This window comes from Streptomyces sp. NPDC030245 (assembly GCF_055572995.1).
On the sequence record NZ_JBVICF010000017.1, the window covers coordinates 66705 to 83171 of the forward strand.

Here is a 16467-nt window from a genome sequence, read left to right on the forward strand (position 1 = left end):
CCATGCCGGAGCGCGCCACATCCTCACCTGCACACCATGGGCACCAACAGAGTCCGGGCAAGGAACAGTTGGAGACCGCCACGACCGTGTTCGCGCTGCTCGCCGACCCGACCCGGCTGCATCTGCTGTGGCTGTTGGCCGGGGGAGAGGCGGACGTGACCGAACTGGCCAGGGTGAGCGAGGCGGCGCGGCCCGCCGTCAGCCAGCATCTCGCGAAGCTGCGGCTCGCCGGTCTCGTCCAGGCCCGCAAGGACGGCCGCCGCATGGTCTATTCCCTGCGCGACGGCCATCTGCGCCGCCTGGTCACCGAGGCGCTGAACCACGCGGACCACCAGGTCACCGGGGCACCCTGGCACCCCTGATCCCTAAAACGTGTGCGCACGTGCGCACACGTCGTCTACCGTGAGGGGGTCCGGGCCACCGACCCAGGGGGCACCCCCATGCGCTCAGTGCTCCAGAACCGCGTCTACCGCCGTCTGTTCACCGCTCAGGTCATGGCCCTGGTGGGCACGGGCCTGGCGACCGTCGCCCTCAGCCTGCTGGCGTACGACCTCGCGGGCGGGAACGCCTCCGCGGTCCTGGGCACCGCGCTGGCCATCAAGATGGTCGCCTACGTGGGTCTCGCCCCGGTGATCGGCGCCTTCGCCGAACGCGTGCCCCGCCGGGCCCTGCTGGTCGCGATGGACAGCATCCGGGCCGGCGTCGCGCTCGTCCTGCCGTTCGTCGGCCACGTGGGGCAGGTGTACGTCCTGATCTTCCTGCTCCAGGCCGCGTCCGCCGCCTTCACCCCCACCTTCCAGGCCACCCTCCCCGAGATCCTGCCCGCCGAACGCGACTACCTCCGCGCCTTGTCCCTCGCCCGGCTCGCCTACGAACTGGAGAGTCTGCTCAGCCCCGTCCTCGCGGCCGGGCTGCTCGTGCTGATCAGTTACAACTGGCTGTTCGCGGGCACCGCCCTCGGCTTTCTCGCCTCCGCCGCACTGGTCATGTCGGTCGTCCTGCCCGCGCCGCTCCCGGTCGAGCGCGGCGGCGGCCGCGGCAGGGCGACGTTCGGCACGCGGCTGCACTGGGCCACACCCCGGCTGCGCGCGCTGCTGGCGCTCGACCTCGCCGCGGCCGCCGGTGGCTCCATGGTCGTCATCAACACCGTGGTGCTCGTACGTGACCACCTGCACCGCGGGGCGGGCGATGTGTCGCTGGCCCTCGGCGCGTTCGGCGCCGGTTCCATGGTGGCCGCCCTGCTCGTGCCGCGCGCCGTGGAGCGGTTCGGCGACCGCCCGGTGATGCTGCCCGGCGGCTTCGTGCTCGGCGCGGTCCTCGCGTCGTCCACCATCGGCCTCGCGCACGGCACGCGGTCCTGGACCGGCCTCCTCATCGCCTGGTGCCTGCTCGGCATGGGCTCCTCCATGGTCCTGACCTCGGCGGGGCGGCTGGTGCGCCGGTCCGCAGCGCCCGCCGACCTGCCGGCCGTGTTCGCCGCCCGGTTCGCCCTCACCCACGGCTGCTGGCTGCTCACCTACCCCCTGGCGGGCTGGCTGGCCTCCGCCGCCGGAATGACGACGGCCGCCGCGGCGCTCACCGGCATCGCGCTCGCCGCCGCGACCGTGGCCGCGCTGCTGTGGCCGGCCCGGGACCCGGCCCGCCTCGACCACCTGCACACGACCCTGCCGGCCGACGACCCCCACCTCGCCGACGCCCACGCCGGACCGCACGGCTGGCGGCACGCGCACGACTACGTCATCGACGCCCGCCACCCGCGCTGGCCCGCCCCTGCCCCCGGGGCGCGCCGGCGCCCACCTCGGCCAGCGTCCCGCCGTCCGCCAGACGCGCCCGCACCGTCACCCGGGCGTCCTCGGGGGCACGCACGGCCAGGAAGCGGCCGCGCTTCTCGGCGTCGACCTCACCTCTGACGGACGTCGCGGAGATCCGGGTCACCTCGCGGCTGCCCGCGGCGAGGACGTACCGGTGTCCGGAGTCCGCCGTCCACCGGGTGCCGGCCACCACGTGCCGGCCGAACCGGCTGCACGCGGCGGTCGGTCCGGCCCGCCCGACGACCCGCGACGGCCCGGACTCCGAGGGCGTGCGGAACCCGAGCAGTACGCTGCCGGGTCCGCGCCACGTCGACGCGCGCGTGCAGGACCAGACGGCGCGACCGCCGTCCTCGGGCAGCTCCTGCGCGGCGAAGTCCCACTGATTGACGGCCCGTACCCCGTCGCCCCGCAGCTCGGCGAGGTGGCACGCGCCCCGCGCCCAGGCCGCCAGAGCCGTACCGCTGGTGGCCTCACGCGGCTGACGGGCCGGCGCCCCGGTATCGGGCAAGGGGGTGTAACTGAGGTGGGCAGGGGTGAGCTCGCCGAGGTCGGCGACGAGGAAGGCGTGCTTCTCCACGATCCTTGCGGAGGACCGCAATTGCAGCACGGGCAGGCTGTCGCACGGACCCGCGGCCGACGGGGCGGCGACCGCGTCGGTGAGTCCCTCACCGGACACGTCGAGCGGGCGGCCGGGCGCGTCGGGCCGCAGCAGGTCACGTGTCCGGGCCTCCGCGATCCACGGAGCGGTGAGATAGCGGGCCCTGCCGCCGGCCCGGCTGACGGCGAGCGCCGCCGCGGTGGTGACGTCGGCGTCGTCGGCGCGGGAGAAATCCAGGGACGCCGGTTCCGTCACGGAGAGCGGCTCGCCGTACCGGACCACGCGCCGGCCGTCGTGGAACAGCACGACCGCCTCTCCGCCCACGACACCGGCGTACAGCAACTGGGTCGTCCTGAGCGGCGGTTCGGTGGTCGTGGCACGGGCGGCGCGGACACGGGTGCCGCGCGGCGGGTCGGTCCACGCGGAGAGCGCGCGCGTGAGCAGGGCGCGGTCGCCGACGCGGGAACCGCGGGCCGGCCACGCGGTGAAGTCCACCCGCGAGGTGTCCGCCCACACGTCGGGCGAGGTGCGCAGCAACGCGTCGGCGCTGATCGCGGGGCGGCCACCCGGGGGCCGCGACGGGTCGCCTCCCGGCACGGGCACGGAGTCGAGCGTCGTCAGCACCGCGCAGCTGAGCGCGGTGATCCCCGCGACGCACCAGCCCAGCCGGCACCGGCGCCTGCGGCGCAGCAGATCGGTGGGGCGCGTCTGGACGGAACAGGCGTCGAATTCCTGCGACCGCAGCAGCGCGGCCGCCGAGTCCCCCACGGCCTCCTCGACACGGCAGGCGGCACGCACGGCCTCCTCCGGATCGGACACCTCGGCGGCCGTGAGCAGTTCGACGACCTCGGAGCGGGCGAGGCCGTCCAGGCTGCCCAGCACGAACGCGGCGCGAGCGGGCGCGGAGACCCGGGAGAGGGTCTGCGCCAGCGCGATCTCCTCCATACCACCGGCGCGGGGAAACAGCCGCAGGCCCCAGACGACCGGCAGCGTGGGGCGCAGCGCACGGGGTGGCGGCAGGCGCTTCGGCCACCCCCGCGGCCGGCGCTCACGTGCCAACGCCGCGCCCAGCACACGAGCGGTCATCCACGCCGTCTCCCGGGTGTGGTCGGCCGCCCTCGGCCGCGGCACCGGCGACGGCGCCCGCCACGGCCCGAAGCCGGGCAGCGCCCGCTGCACGAGGGCATGCGCGGCGAGGACGCGCCGGTGCCGGCTGAGAGCGCTGGGCAGGGTGAGATAGGCGAGGCGTACGAGCCGGGTGTACTGGTCGACGATGACGGCCTCGGCACGCTCGAGGGTCACCGGCTCGGATCCCTTCGCCCGGCGCCGTTGCGAAGTGCTCATCGATCGAAGGGCCTTCCGAAGGCTGACGGTGTGACGTCCTGACCTACGTCAAACGAGTGAATCCTCCGATGGTCACAGCCGAGCAGCCTGACCCGCCGCTCCGCGGCGCACCTCCCGCCCGCCACTCCCGCCCGCCGGGACCCACGGGTAACGTGCCCCCGTGATCAGCCCGGAACAGCGCCCCCTCCTCTTTTTGGACGTCGACGGCCCCCTCATCCCGTTCGGCGCCACGCCGCAAGAAATGCCCGGCGGCTATCCGACGTATCCCGTCACCCCCGCGGCGCGGGACGCCGGGGCGAATCCGCTGCTGGCAAGGGTCGATCCGGGACTGGGCGCCCGCTTGCTGAGGCTGCCGTTCGACCTGGTGTGGGCGACGACCTGGATGACGGACGCGAACGAGTACGTGGCGCCGCGGCTCGGCCTGCCCCGGCTGCCGCTGGTGGACTGGCCGGAGCCGTCGGAAGCGGACGGACGGGGCGGGCTGCACTGGAAGACGCCGACGCTCGTGGAGTGGGCGGCGGGCCGGGACTTCGCGTGGGTCGACGACGAGATCGGCGATGTCGATGATGCCTGGGTCGCGGCGCGTCACCCCGGGCGAGCCCTGCTGTGCCGGGTCGACGCGCGGTACGGCCTCCGGGACGCGGATTTCCTCGCGCTGGAGGAGTGGCTGCGTGCGGGGTGACTCCCTTGTGGCAGCGGGCTGTTGCCGTTCGGTGACATGGCGGACAGAGCTGTGACGTCGGGGAGGGCAACGAGCGTGTGGGGTCGCTGGTCGTATGTGGCGTGGGACCAAAGGGCGGCGTCGATCGCCCGAACAGGCACTCTGACCAAGTGAGATGGGGCAAACCGTGGAGATGAAGAAGATGAACAGGCGCGGCACCAGGGGGATGTTCGTCATGGGGGCCGTGCTGGCGGCGGCCGGCGTCGCCGCCGGGACGGTGCCGGCTGCCGCAGCCGCCACCCCCCGCTTCCTGTCGCCGTCCGAACTGCCGCCGCACTCCTCGTCCGCGTGGACCGCGGGCCCGGTGACGGCAGGGCAGCCGGACCCGCTGCCGATGTGCGTCGGCGAGGCGCTGCCGTCGATCTCCGTGCACCGCGCCTACCGCACGGACCTCGACACCGGCGCCCTCCAGGTGACCGTGGTCGAGCGCAGCGAGCAGCGGGCCAAGGACTTCGCCGCCCTCCTGCGCAAGAACCTCGACGGCTGCGCGAAGAAGGTGATGCAGCAGTACCCCGACATCACGGCGAAGCAGAAGTACTACGGCAAGGTGAACGCCGAGGAGGGCGCGCACGTCTACGGCGTCCACACCACCGCCACCTGGGGAGCCTCCGACATCAACATGTTCTCCGTCGGCCGCGACGGGAACACCGTGACGCTCGTGCAGTGGGGCCAGATGGGCGACTTCGCGAACGCCCAGGTCGCCGACTTCAAGACCACGACCGCCACGGCCGTGAACAAGCTGTACTGATTTATCGACATCTCCACCACTCCTCGGTCCCGGCGGGACCCCGCGCACGGCATCGGCCGCCGGGACCGACCTCGGCTTTTCCGGAAAGGGGTGGGAGAATCGGCCGACGGACCGTGACCCCCGCCCCGCTCCTTGCCGGTGCGGCGCGACGGTCGCGTCGTACGAGGATTCGGCCGGGGAGAGGCCGGGGGCCGGTGACACGTCCGGCGCCCGGTGTGGGGAGGGATCGACGGTGTTGGAGTGGCGGTACATCGCCAAGGGGGCAAGAGCCGTTCCCGAACCCATGGGTACACCGTTCGTCTGGACGACGGCCTGCTCGGGCTCCCTGGTGCTGGTGATCACGTTCGACCTGCTCGGCGCGCTCGACCGCACCGGCCTCGCCCTCGCAGCGCTGTCCGTGCTTGCGGCGCTGGTCGGCATGCTCGGCAGGTTCGTCGCGGCGCCGGGCACGGCCCTGCTGTGCTGGGCCCTCCTGAACGTCTTCGCCACCCACCCCGTCGGAGAGCTCTCCTGGGCCGGGCACCGGGATCCCGGCTGGGTGGCGTGCCTGCTGGCCGCCGCCCTCATCGGCACGGCGACGGCCCGGGTGTGGTACGCCCGGGCCGCGTACCGCCGCATCACGCCGTTCGACGGCGCGGCCTGACCCCCGCCCCGCACGCACGCACCCGCGCGCCTACGCGCCTACGCACCCGGGCACCTGCTCCGGTGACGGCCGGCCACGCCCATCTTTGCATGACCATGCGCGATGATGCATACTCTTCCTATGTCTAAGGTCCTCACCTCCCTCCCCGCCGGCGAGCGCGTCGGCATCGCCTTCTCGGGCGGTCTCGACACCTCGGTCGCGGTCGCGTGGATGCGCGACAAGGGTGCCGTCCCGTGCACCTACACGGCCGACATCGGGCAGTACGACGAGCCCGACATCGCCTCGGTGCCCGGCCGCGCCAAGACCTACGGCGCGGAGATCGCACGCCTGGTCGACTGCCGTGCGGCGCTGGTGGAAGAGGGCCTGGCCGCGCTCACCTGCGGCGCGTTCCACATCCGCTCGGGCGGCCGCGCGTACTTCAACACCACGCCGCTCGGCCGCGCCGTCACGGGCACCCTCCTGGTCCGGGCGATGCTCGAGGACGACGTGCAGATCTGGGGCGACGGCTCCACCTTCAAGGGCAACGACATCGAGCGGTTCTACCGCTACGGCCTGCTGGCCAACCCGCAGCTGCGGATCTACAAGCCCTGGCTGGACGCCGACTTCGTGACCGAGCTCGGCGGCCGCAAGGAGATGTCGGAGTGGCTGCTCGCCCACGAGCTGCCCTACCGCGACAGTACGGAGAAGGCGTACTCGACCGACGCCAACATCTGGGGCGCCACCCACGAGGCCAAGACGCTGGAGCACCTGGACACCGGCGTGGAGACCGTGGAGCCCATCATGGGCGTGCGGTTCTGGGACCCCGAGGTCGAGATCGCCGCCGAGGACGTCACGATCGGCTTCGACCAGGGCCGCCCGGTCACCATCAACGGCAAGGAGTTCGCCTCCGCCGTCGACCTGGTGATGGAGGCCAACGCCATCGGCGGCCGCCACGGCATGGGCATGTCGGACCAGATCGAGAACCGGATCATCGAGGCCAAGAGCCGCGGCATCTACGAGGCGCCCGGCATGGCCCTGCTGCACGCCGCGTACGAGCGCCTCGTCAACGCGATCCACAACGAGGACACCCTCGCCCAGTACCACAACGAGGGACGGCGCCTCGGCCGGCTGATGTACGAGGGCCGTTGGCTCGACCCGCAGGCGCTGATGGTGCGCGAGTCGCTCCAGCGCTGGGTGGGCGCGGCCGTCACCGGAGAGGTGACGCTGCGGCTGCGGCGCGGCGAGGACTACTCGATCCTCGACACCACGGGACCGGCGTTCAGCTACCACCCGGACAAGCTCTCCATGGAGCGGACCGAGGACTCGGCGTTCGGCCCGGTGGACCGGATCGGCCAGCTCACCATGCGCAACCTCGACATCGCCGACTCGCGCGCCAAGCTGGAGCAGTACGCGGGCCTCGGGCTGATCGGCACCGCCGCGGGCACGCCCATCGGCGCCGCGCAGGCCGCCGCGACGGGCCTGATCGGCACGATGCCGGAGATGCCGGAGGGCGGCGCCGAGGCCATCGCCTCCCGCGGCCGGGTCTCCGCGGATGACGAGCTGCTGGATCGCGCCGCGATGGAGTTCGGCACGGACTGACCTCGCTCGTGAGGGGCTGATGCCTCTTATCGCGGGCATACAGGGCCGGTTCGACACCTCAGGTGTCGGGCCGGCCCTGTTCTTTGCCTGGCTTTCTGGGTACTCGTGACGCCTGCACCGGGCGGGGAGGGCCATGACCAGTGGGGTTTTACGCGACTGTAGAAGTGTCGCTAGGGTGCCCGAGATGTTCTGCGACGGCGCAACACCCGCATCTGACGTTAGACGCGATCTCGCAGTCCCGGGTTCCCTGGGGGAGGCACCTTGACTGAGACCTCACGGCCGACGGGTCGCCATCGGCATGCGATGCCCCTGCCTCCCCTGCGGCCCATCGAGCACCCGCCGTCCCCTTCGCCCGCCCCGGCCGCGCGTACGGCCCCGACCGCGTCCCGGCGGGTGGCGAAGCCCGCCAAGCAGCGCGACGCGTTCTTCGACAACGCCAAGTACCTGGCGATCGTCCTCGTCGCCATGGGGCACGCGTGGGAACCGCTCCGCGGTGACAGCAGGGCCGCCGCCGCCCTGTACATCACCGTCTACACCTTCCACATGCCGGCGTTCATCGTCATCTCCGGCTACTTCTCCCGCAGTTTCGACGCCGGCCCCGACCGGATCAGACGCCTGGTCACCGGCATCGCCGTGCCCTACGTCATCTTCGAAGTCGCGTACACGCTCTTCAAGCGGTGGGCGGACGGCGACCCAGGCCACCCCATCAGCCTGCTCGACCCCTGGTACCTCACCTGGTTCCTGGCAGCGCTGTTCATCTGGCGGCTCACGACCCCGCTCTGGCAGATCGTGCGCTGGCCGCTGCCGCTCGCGCTGGCCATCGCCGCGCTCGCCTCCGTCTCCCCGGACATCGGCGACGACCTCGACCTGCAACGCGTCCTGCAATTCCTCCCCTTCTTCGTCCTCGGCCTCGTCCTCAAGCCGGAGCACTTCCAGCTGGTGCGCCGCCGCGAGACTCGCATCCTGGCCGTACCCGTCTTCGCCGCGGCGCTGGCCTTCGCCTACTGGGCCGCCCCGCGCATGAACGCGGCGTGGTTCTACCGCCGCGACAGCGCCCAGGAACTGGCGGCGCCCGGCTGGACCGGCGCCGTCATGACGCTCGCGCTCTTCGGCTGCTCCCTGGTACTCGTCGCCTGCTTCTTCGCCTGGGTGCCGGGGCGCAAGCTGTGGTTCACGGCCCTGGGCGCCGGCACGCTCTACGGCTACCTCCTGCACGGCTTCCTCGCCAAGGGCTCCCGCTTCTGGGACTGGTACGAGGCCGACTGGATCCACCGGCCGCTCGGTGAGATCACGGTGACCCTCATCGCCGGAACCGTGATCACCCTTCTGTGTACGTCACCCATACAGCGGATGTTCCGCTTCGCCATGGAGCCGAAGATGACGTGGGCCTTCAAACAGGACGCCACCGCGCTCGCCGCAGGGGCCGGTGCGCCGAACAGAAGGGCCCACGCCAGGACGCGTATAAAGAAGCCGGGGCGAGAGGGCAGAGTCGAGTGAGTCGTCCGGCCCGGCCGCCCGCCATCCACTTCGAGCACGTCGTCGAGACGCTGCCGGCGGGCCGCCGGGCCGTCACCATGCTGGACCAGGACGACCGCCAAGTAGGCAGCCTGGAGTACCAGATCTGCCACCCGTGCAGGCTCGGCCACATCGGCAACATCGCCGTCGCCACCCACTGGCAGGGCCAGGGCCTCGGACGGCACGCCGTCCACACGGCCCTCACCGCAGGCGCGGAGTACTCCTGGTCCACGTCGCGGCAGTCGTGCGAGGGGCGCCACTTCTTCGCCGCCATGGAGGACGAGACGGGAGTCGCCTTCCCGCCGAAGGGGGAGCGGTGCCCGCACATGGACCCCCGCGTGCTTCCGCCCGCACCCTCTTGGCGTACAGCGTTCCGGCGGCGGAAACGGCAAGTGGAGGACAGAACCTGACCGCGTCTCCTGCGAGGGTGGTCCTCGACCCGAGAGACCCCAGGAGCGGCCCATGCCCACCCACGCCCCCACCGTGCTCGACGCCCGAACCCTCGGCCGCGCCACGCTCGCCCGTCAACTGCTCCTCGACCGCGCCGCCATGCCGGCCCTGGACGCGGTCGCGCACCTCTGCGGCCTACAGGCGCAGGAACCGCAGGAGCCGTTCGTCGGACTCTGGTCGAGGCTGCGCGCCTTCGCGCCCGGCACCCTCTCCGACCTGCTCGTCGAGCGACGTGTGGTCCGTACGCACCTCATGCGCCGCACGGTCCACCTCGTCACCGCCGACGACGCCCTGGCCTGGCGCTCCCGGCACGACGCGATGCTGCGCCAGCGGGTGCTCGGGGTGTACCGCCGCGACCTCGACGGCGTGGACCTCGACGAACTCGCCGCCGCGGGCCGGGCGGTGCTGGCCGACGGGGAGCCGCGCTCCATGGCCGAGCTCACGCGAGCCGTCGCCGACCGCTGGCCGACGACGGCGCCGCGCGCACTGGGGGAGATGCTGATCGCGGGCCTCGTGCCCATGGTCCAAGTGCCGCCACGCGGCCTGTGGCGCACGAAGGGCGGCGTGCGCAACGCCCCGCTCTCCTCCTGGCTGGGACGAGACATCGACCCGCCCTCCCCGGACGGTTCCGATCCGGTGGGCCAGACCCTGGTGCGTCGTTACCTGGCCGCCTACGGCCCCGCCGCCACGGCAGACCTGCGCGCCTGGAGCGGTCTCGCCGGACTCCCGGCCGCGGTCGCCGAGACCCGCGCGGAACTGGTCTCCTTCCGCGACGAGCGCGGCCGCGAACTCCTCGACCTGCCCGAAGCCCCGCGACCGGACCCCGACACCCCCGCGCCGGTGCGCTTCCTGCCCGCGTTCGACAACGCGATCCTCGGCTACGACGACCGCAGCAGGATCATCGACGACGCCCACCGCGGCCTGTCCGTCGCCGGAGAGCGCGTGGTCCTGGTCGACGGCCGGGTCTCGGCGACGTGGACCGTGCAGCAGGACACCGTGCTGGTGACCGCGCTGCGGCGCTTCTCCCGCGCGGAGCACGCCGAAGTCGAGGAGGAGGGCGCGGCGGTGGCGGCCTTTCTGTCGGACGGGACGAGCGAACGCGTCACATGGTCTGATCGACCCCGCGCGTCCGGCGCCGCAGCGGATGCGACGCCCTCTCCCTGACGAGGTACAGGTGCAGCGCCAGCGGGACCAGGAGGAGGGGCAGGGACGCCCAGACCGGCCACGGCAGACGGAAGCGGCCCAACGGCGTCAGAGAGTCCGCTTCGTAGCCGATGGTCACGTACGCGTTGTCCTCGATGGCCCGGGTGTCCAGGGAGACCAGGTTGGGGTCGTTCTCGTCGCCCGGCTTGTAGAAACCGCCGAGCCTGTAGTACTGCGCGTAACGGGACCGGGCCTCGGGGCTGAAGTGGACGGTGACGCCCTGGCCGTACTCGAAGGCGGGGGTCGGCTCGTGGTCCGTTTGGTTCCACGTGATGCCGCAGGTCATCCCCTCATTTCCCACGCAGTTGGTGGGCAGCCCCATACGCACCGGGTGTCCGTAGCGCATCGCGTATTCGGCCGAGTCGTAGACGGAGTGTGCGATGCCACCGAACACGGCCAGGAGCACGGCGACAGCGACCGGTACCACGGTGAGCGTCACCTCGGCCCGGACCAGAGTCAGGACGGAAGCGGTCGCCGCGCCTGCCACGACGACGGCGAGCATGGCCAGCCCGAGTCCGAAGGCCCACGGCTCGATGACGAAAGCACCGATGCTCAGGCAGCCCGCCGCCAGCGTCAGCGCGCCCGACACGTGCTGTGCCAGCGGCAACCCGCGTACGCCCTTGCGGTACCGCACGACCGGCACTGCCGCCACCATCGCCACGGCGCATGCGGTGATCGTCCATACATAGCCGTTGTTGGGGCCCGGGTCGGCCACCGCCACTTCCACCAGGACGATGGCCAGGGTGACGACGAGGAGGACGCAGCAGCCCGCTGTCGCCTCACTGTCCCATCCGTTGGGCGTGTCCGTCGTGTCCTTTTCCAACGTGACGCCCGCCATGGTCTCCTTCTCCCCGGTCGCCCATGCAGCGACCACTCCCACGAAGGGCACCCCGATCAGGGCTGTCACGATCGCCACCAAGATGCCCTGAGCCACTGTCATGCGCTGTCCTTTGTTCGTCGCGCGGATCGTCGGAAGTCCCATCCGTCGACGCGTCGCCTCGCGCGTCGCCGACGGATCAGGAAACTCAGCACCATCACCCCGAACAGCGTGAGGCCCGCGACTCCGAGCCACCGCCCCACCACGGCCACCAAGCCCTCGTCGTCCTCCCGCACGGGCGACACCAGGGCCTCGGACGTGCCACCGCCCTCGTCCTCGCGGTTCTTGTCCTTACCGCCGCCGCCACCCCTTGCCGGGACGCCCCCGCCGAGCCAGGCCTGTCCCTTCACCCGGTCTCTCATGGGCTCGTCGAGTGACTGGCTGACGCTTCGGGTCAGCCCGGGCCAGGAAGCCTTCACTCGGTCGGAGCTCAGGGAGGTGAGCCGTACGTCGGTGAAGTCGACGCCGCCGTAGATGTACGTCTTCGTGTACTCGCGATCGTCCTCGCGGGTACGGTGCACCACCTTGAACTCGCCTTTGGTGTACGACCGCACGTACGCGTCGAAGGTGTCCCTCGGCTTCCACTTCTCTCGCGTGACGTACGCGTCGACGTCGCCCTCGTCGATCAACGACCCGTAAGCCGTGCTCTTGCGCAGGCTCAGCTCCCGGTACCACTCGGCGGCGACCCTGCTCAGGTACACGCGCCGCAGCTCGGCGTAGTCGGGAGCGGTGTTCACCGCCTTGACCACGTGGGGCAGGATCCTCTGCCGGAACTGGGACTCGTTGTGCTCCTGTACCTGTGCGGACTGCTGGGGGCACGTGGCCTTGCCCGAGCCGTCGTGCCGCTTGAGGTACTGCGTCTCCATCTGCACGTCCAGCGGCGACTTGAGGATGTGCAGCTGGTCGCCCCTGGTGTACACCGTCGCGGGTGCAGGCACGATCCAGGTGCGGAAGGACGTGCACGAGCCGGACAGCGACCGCCAGTATGCCGCGCCTCGTTCCGTGTCCGGGTGGATCAGCTTGCCGGTGGTCCTCTTCAGCATGAGGTCCGCTTCCAGCAGCACCCGCCCTGTGTCGGTGCGGCCGAGCCGGGAGTCGATGATGCGGTCGGGTTCGTTGGGGTTGAGGTTGACCCAGAACGTCGACGGGTTCAGCTGAAGCCAGGTGAAGAAGGAGTCGGACGCCTTCCGCGCGTTGGCGAGACCCGTGAGTGAACCGCCCTTGCCGGACGCTTCGCCGGATGACGCACCACGAGTTTCGACGGGTGCCTGGAAGGCGTACCGCAGGCCGTTGCCCGGGCCCGGATCGGCCAGGTAACGCAGTTCGAGCCGGGTGAAGTCGATCCCGCCTGCGTCCCGGGTGCCGGCCGCGAGCTCCTGCGCGAGACCACCGGGCTTCTGCGGGCTCTGCTCGCCGCCGCAGCCTGCGACGCGGCTCACTGTGAAGGCGGCTCGCTGCACGCCGGAGCCGGTGGCGGGGTGTCGCACGCCGTGCGCCGGTGTCGGCGGGCAGTCCGACGGCCGAGCGGTGAACAGGTGCCCGGCCGCTTGCTTCAGCGCAGCGGTCCCGGCTTCGAATTCCCCGGTGTCGAACTGGGAGTCGGGGTGGATGATCCGGACATGGGGGTTGCCCTGGTACACCTTGGCGAGCAACTCGGCCTGTGCTCTGTTCTTCGCGACGAACACCACGTTGTCGGCCTGGTTGTCGTTGCCGGGCAGCTTCTTGTTGATGGTTCCGATGTGGCGGCGGATGTCTGTGGGGTCGATGGAGTCGCGGGAGGTGCCCGTCGCGTCGACGATGTCCACACTCACGAGCCGCCCATCGCTCCAGGCGAGCTTCAGCAGGTCGCTGGTCGTTCCGGCGAGTGCGCCCGAGGCGATCCGCCCCTTGGGGACCAGTGGTTGCTTCTTGTGGTCGTCCTGGAAGATGTAATCGAAACCGGTCCTCGTCCTCCTGTCGTAGGCCAGCCCTGCCTTCTTCAACTGCTCGTTCATGAAGTCGCGGGCGGGGGTCGAGTTCTTGTCCCCTTCCTCATCGATGCGGTGTGGGACACCGTTCGCGTCGATGATGAACTCGTCGCCGCCGATGGTCGTCTTCGTGAGCGGCGGGCCGTACTCGGTGAACTCGGGCGGGGTGGGCGAGGGGCCGCGGTGGGCCGCCGGTGCCGTCCCCGATCCGACGCCGAGCAGGGCAGCGACGGCGGCGGCGACCACCACCAGCAGCGCTGCCCGGCGCCGACGTCCCGGGGAACTTGCCCAGGGCCGGATCACGTTCCGTCGTCGACACATGCCCGACCGCACCCCCCGTTGCACTTACGCGACATTCTTCTCAGGGGTGATGCATACACCGTGCTTCGCACGTCACGCAGGCAAAGTTGGGCCAGTTGGACCAGAAGGATGAGTCGGTGGTGGGTACGGCACGGTCCGGTTCAGTTCCGGTCGGTCCGGCTCCGGTCGGTTCTGCTCAGCGTCCCGGTCACACTGATGCCGGGAGCGAGGTGTCGGGATGTGTGCGGGAGGGGGACCTCGGTGAGCCTGCCGTCGTGGAGCATCCAGAGCCCGAAGCAGTCGTCCTCCTCGTCGCGGACGAGGACCTGGACGGAGTACGGGTCGGGCCACGGCAGGGACTCCAGATGGGGCAGGAGCCCGTACCAGTTGTGCCGGGTGAACTGGACGACCCAGGCGTAACACTCTCGCGAGCTGGATTCGGCGCCCGCGAAGACGGAGTTGTCGACGGGGGTGAAGCACTGGTACCACTCGCGCTCGGAGGCCGGGCGGGTCAGCGGCTCCATCACCTCCTCGGCATCGCGGGCAAGGACGATGACCTCGGCGTATCGGCTCATGCCCGCAGTCTGCCGCGTCACGAGCCGCAACAACCGCTTGTGTTTTCCAGCCGGGCCTCGAGGCCGTCGGCGCCGTCGAACAGACCGGCTCCGCCGCACACTCCGGTCTCGGGAAGGGTGAGCTCGACGCGATCGGCGGAGGAGAGGTCACCGGCGATCGCGGCGGCGACGGAGCGGACCTGCTCGTAACCGGTCATGGCCAGGAACGTGGGGGCGCGGCCGTAGGACTTCATCCCGACCAGGTACACGTCGGCCTCGGGGTGGGACAGCTCGCGGTGACCGTGGGGGTAGACGGTGCCGCAGGAGTGCTGGTTGGGGTCGATCAGCGGCGCAAGATCGACCGGCGCCTGGAGGCGCTCGTCGAGGCCCAGGCGCAGCTCGTCGAGGAAGGACAGGTCGGGGCGGAAGCCGGTCAGCACGATTACCTCGTCGACCGCGTCGAGGCGGCGCCCGTCCTCGCCGATCAGGATGAGGCGGCCGTCGGCGGCGCGCTCGATCCCCTCGGTGCGGAAGCCGGTGACCGCGTCCGCGTGACCGCCGTCGACGGCGGCCTTCGCCGCCAGGCCAAGGGCGCCGCGTGCCGGGAGCTGGTCGGCCTCGCCGCCGCCGAAGGTGGCGCCCGAGATGCCCCGCCGCAGGATCCACACAGCCTTCGTGCCCGCGCCGTCCTCGGACGTGGCGAGGTCGGCGAGGTAGGCGAGCGCGGTGAAGGCGGAGGCGCCGGAGCCGATCACGGCGGTGCGCCTGCCCGCGTACCGGGCGCGGACGGCGGGATCCTTGAGGTCGGGGACGCGGTAGGAGATCCGGTCGCTCGCCGCCTTCTCGCCGAGGGCGGGGAGACCGCTGCCGCCGGCCGGGCCGGGCGTGGCCCAGGTGCCCGAAGCATCGACGACGGCGCGGGCGAAGACGCGCTCCTCCCGGCCTTCAGCGGTGGTGACGTGTACGACGAAGGGCTGGGTCTCGCGGCCGGCGTCGACGACGCGGTCGCGGCCGGCGCGGGACACGCCGGTGACGGTGGCGCCGAACCGGACGTACTCGCCGAGGGCTTCGGCGAGGGGCTGGAGATACCGCTCGGCCCAGTCGCCACCGGAGGGGTAGGAGCCCGCGTCCGGCTTGGCCCAGCCGACGGGTGCCAGCAATTTCTCGGCGGCCGGATCGATGACCTCCCCCCAGGTCGAGAACAGCCGCACATGCGCCCACTCCCGCACCGCGGCACCCGCGGACGCCCCGGCCTCCAGGACCAGCGGCGTGATACCGCGCTCGACGAGATGAACAGCGGCAGCCAGACCGATGGGACCGGCCCCGACAACCACGACGGGCAGCTCGGTGGAGGCGGTCACGGGGTTGAGCGGCGCGGTCACGGTGACTCCCTTGTTTCGACGTCTGTCGATGTGCTGTGCTACAAGGGTCCCACCTGATTCGATGAACGTCAACATAGACATGTGTCGAAGTAGGAGGGTCGTTTTGGCGAAGACGCTCCGGGTCAGGGACGGACGAGGTGAACACGTCCGCGAAGGACTTGTCGCTCCACGGCAGCGTGGTGCGACCAGGTTCAATGTCACCGACCTGGTGATGGAGCGCCACCCGAACCGCAATGCTTCGCATGCCCGCGGAATACCCACCCCCACAGGCGAGTTGGGGATCACCACCAGTAGAAGCCGTCGAAGGAGATGCCATGCCGCTCAGCGTCGAAGAGCGTGAACAGTTCCTTGCCGAGCCGCACATCGGAGCGTTGGCCGTGGTGGCGGGTGAGGGCAGGGGGCCGCTCACGTTGCCCATCTGGTACCAGTACACCCCCGGCGGTGAGCTGTGGGTGATGACGGGCCGGCACTCCAAGAAGGGCCGGCTGATCGCCGCCGCGGGACGCTTCTCGCTGATGGTGGAGCGCTTGGAGCCGACCATCCGGTACGTCTCCGTGGAGGGCCCGGTGGTCCGCTCCGAGGACGCGACCATCGAGCGGCTGCGGGAGATGTCGGCGCGCTACCTTCCGGCCGAGAAGGTCGAGTCGTACGTGGAGACGGCCTGGAAGGACCACGGCGAACAGGCCGTCTACTACCTGCGGCCCGAGCACTGGTACTCGTCGGACCTGGGTAACGTCTGAAGGCTTGGGGGCCGTCTGAGGCTCCGTCTGCCTCTT

General features: G+C 71.2%; 14 protein-coding genes and 1 pseudogene. 10 read left to right on the plus strand and 5 right to left on the minus strand.

All coding sequences use genetic code 11. The features are described from left to right. Window positions 1-2: 2 nt before the first annotated feature. Window positions 3-362: an ArsR/SmtB family transcription factor gene (locus tag ACZ4Z4_RS35305; RefSeq protein WP_468336878.1), complete on the plus strand. Its 360-nt coding sequence runs from the start codon at window positions 3-5 to the stop codon at window positions 360-362. A gap of 78 nt (window positions 363-440) precedes the next feature. After that, window positions 441-1754: pseudogene (locus ACZ4Z4_RS35310) on the plus strand (MFS transporter); the annotation flags it as partial. Here the strand turns inward: ACZ4Z4_RS35310 and ACZ4Z4_RS35315 are convergent. Beyond that, window positions 1738-3753: a hypothetical protein gene (locus ACZ4Z4_RS35315; RefSeq protein WP_468336880.1), complete on the minus strand. Its 2016-nt coding sequence runs from the start codon at window positions 3751-3753 to the stop codon at window positions 1738-1740. The pseudogene ACZ4Z4_RS35310 and the gene ACZ4Z4_RS35315 overlap by 17 nt on opposite strands. A gap of 160 nt (window positions 3754-3913) precedes the next feature. On the opposite strand from ACZ4Z4_RS35315, the gene ACZ4Z4_RS35320 reads away from it, so the two are divergent. The 7 genes from ACZ4Z4_RS35320 (at window position 3914) to ACZ4Z4_RS35350 (ending at window position 10572) form a co-directional block, all read left to right on the plus strand. Further along, window positions 3914-4435: an HAD domain-containing protein gene (locus tag ACZ4Z4_RS35320; protein WP_468336883.1), complete on the plus strand. Its 522-nt coding sequence runs from the start codon at window positions 3914-3916 to the stop codon at window positions 4433-4435. Window positions 4436-4607: 172 nt separating this feature from the next. Further along, complete coding sequence (locus tag ACZ4Z4_RS35325; protein WP_468337190.1) at window positions 4608-5222, plus strand: hypothetical protein; 615 nt, start codon at window positions 4608-4610, stop codon at window positions 5220-5222. A gap of 283 nt (window positions 5223-5505) precedes the next feature. Continuing rightward, a complete protein-coding gene (locus ACZ4Z4_RS35330; RefSeq protein ID WP_468336886.1) occupies window positions 5506-5865 on the plus strand; it encodes a hypothetical protein in 360 nt (119 codons plus the stop codon). A gap of 120 nt (window positions 5866-5985) precedes the next feature. After that, complete coding sequence (gene argG / locus ACZ4Z4_RS35335; RefSeq protein WP_468336889.1) at window positions 5986-7443, plus strand: argininosuccinate synthase; 1458 nt, start codon at window positions 5986-5988, stop codon at window positions 7441-7443. Window positions 7444-7746: 303 nt separating this feature from the next. After that, entirely contained in the window at window positions 7747-8940 is a 1194-nt protein-coding gene (locus ACZ4Z4_RS35340) for an acyltransferase family protein (RefSeq protein WP_468336892.1), read from the plus strand. Next, the gene (locus ACZ4Z4_RS35345; protein ID WP_468336895.1) at window positions 8937-9368 is read left to right on the plus strand and encodes a GNAT family N-acetyltransferase; all 432 of its coding nucleotides are present in this window, start codon (window positions 8937-8939) and stop codon (window positions 9366-9368) included. Before ACZ4Z4_RS35340 ends, ACZ4Z4_RS35345 begins: the two co-directional genes overlap by 4 nt. 52 nt (window positions 9369-9420) lie before the next feature. Next, window positions 9421-10572 (plus strand): winged helix DNA-binding domain-containing protein, encoded by a 1152-nt coding sequence (locus ACZ4Z4_RS35350; RefSeq protein ID WP_468336898.1) that lies wholly within the window; start codon window positions 9421-9423, stop codon window positions 10570-10572. On the opposite strand, the gene ACZ4Z4_RS35355 is transcribed toward ACZ4Z4_RS35350, so the two are convergent. The 4 genes from ACZ4Z4_RS35355 to ACZ4Z4_RS35370 form a co-directional block, all read right to left on the minus strand. Further along, a complete protein-coding gene (locus ACZ4Z4_RS35355) occupies window positions 10511-11551 on the minus strand; it encodes a hypothetical protein (protein ID WP_468336901.1) in 1041 nt (346 codons plus the stop codon). The two genes, ACZ4Z4_RS35350 and ACZ4Z4_RS35355, sit on opposite strands and share 62 nt — an antisense overlap. Continuing rightward, the gene (locus ACZ4Z4_RS35360) at window positions 11548-13704 is read right to left on the minus strand and encodes a hypothetical protein (protein ID WP_468336904.1); all 2157 of its coding nucleotides are present in this window, start codon (window positions 13702-13704) and stop codon (window positions 11548-11550) included. The genes ACZ4Z4_RS35355 and ACZ4Z4_RS35360 overlap by 4 nt, the downstream gene beginning before the upstream one ends. A gap of 212 nt (window positions 13705-13916) precedes the next feature. Continuing rightward, entirely contained in the window at window positions 13917-14330 is a 414-nt protein-coding gene (locus tag ACZ4Z4_RS35365; RefSeq protein ID WP_468336907.1) for a hypothetical protein, read from the minus strand. 17 nt (window positions 14331-14347) lie between these two features. After that, on the minus strand, window positions 14348-15772 hold the full coding sequence (locus ACZ4Z4_RS35370; RefSeq protein WP_468336910.1) for an NAD(P)-binding domain-containing protein: 1425 nt from the start codon (window positions 15770-15772) through the stop codon (window positions 14348-14350). 233 nt (window positions 15773-16005) lie between these two features. On the opposite strand from ACZ4Z4_RS35370, the gene ACZ4Z4_RS35375 reads away from it, so the two are divergent. Then, window positions 16006-16431, plus strand: a complete 426-nt coding sequence (locus ACZ4Z4_RS35375; RefSeq protein WP_468336912.1) for a pyridoxamine 5'-phosphate oxidase family protein — start codon at window positions 16006-16008, stop codon at window positions 16429-16431. Window positions 16432-16467: the final 36 nt, after the last annotated feature.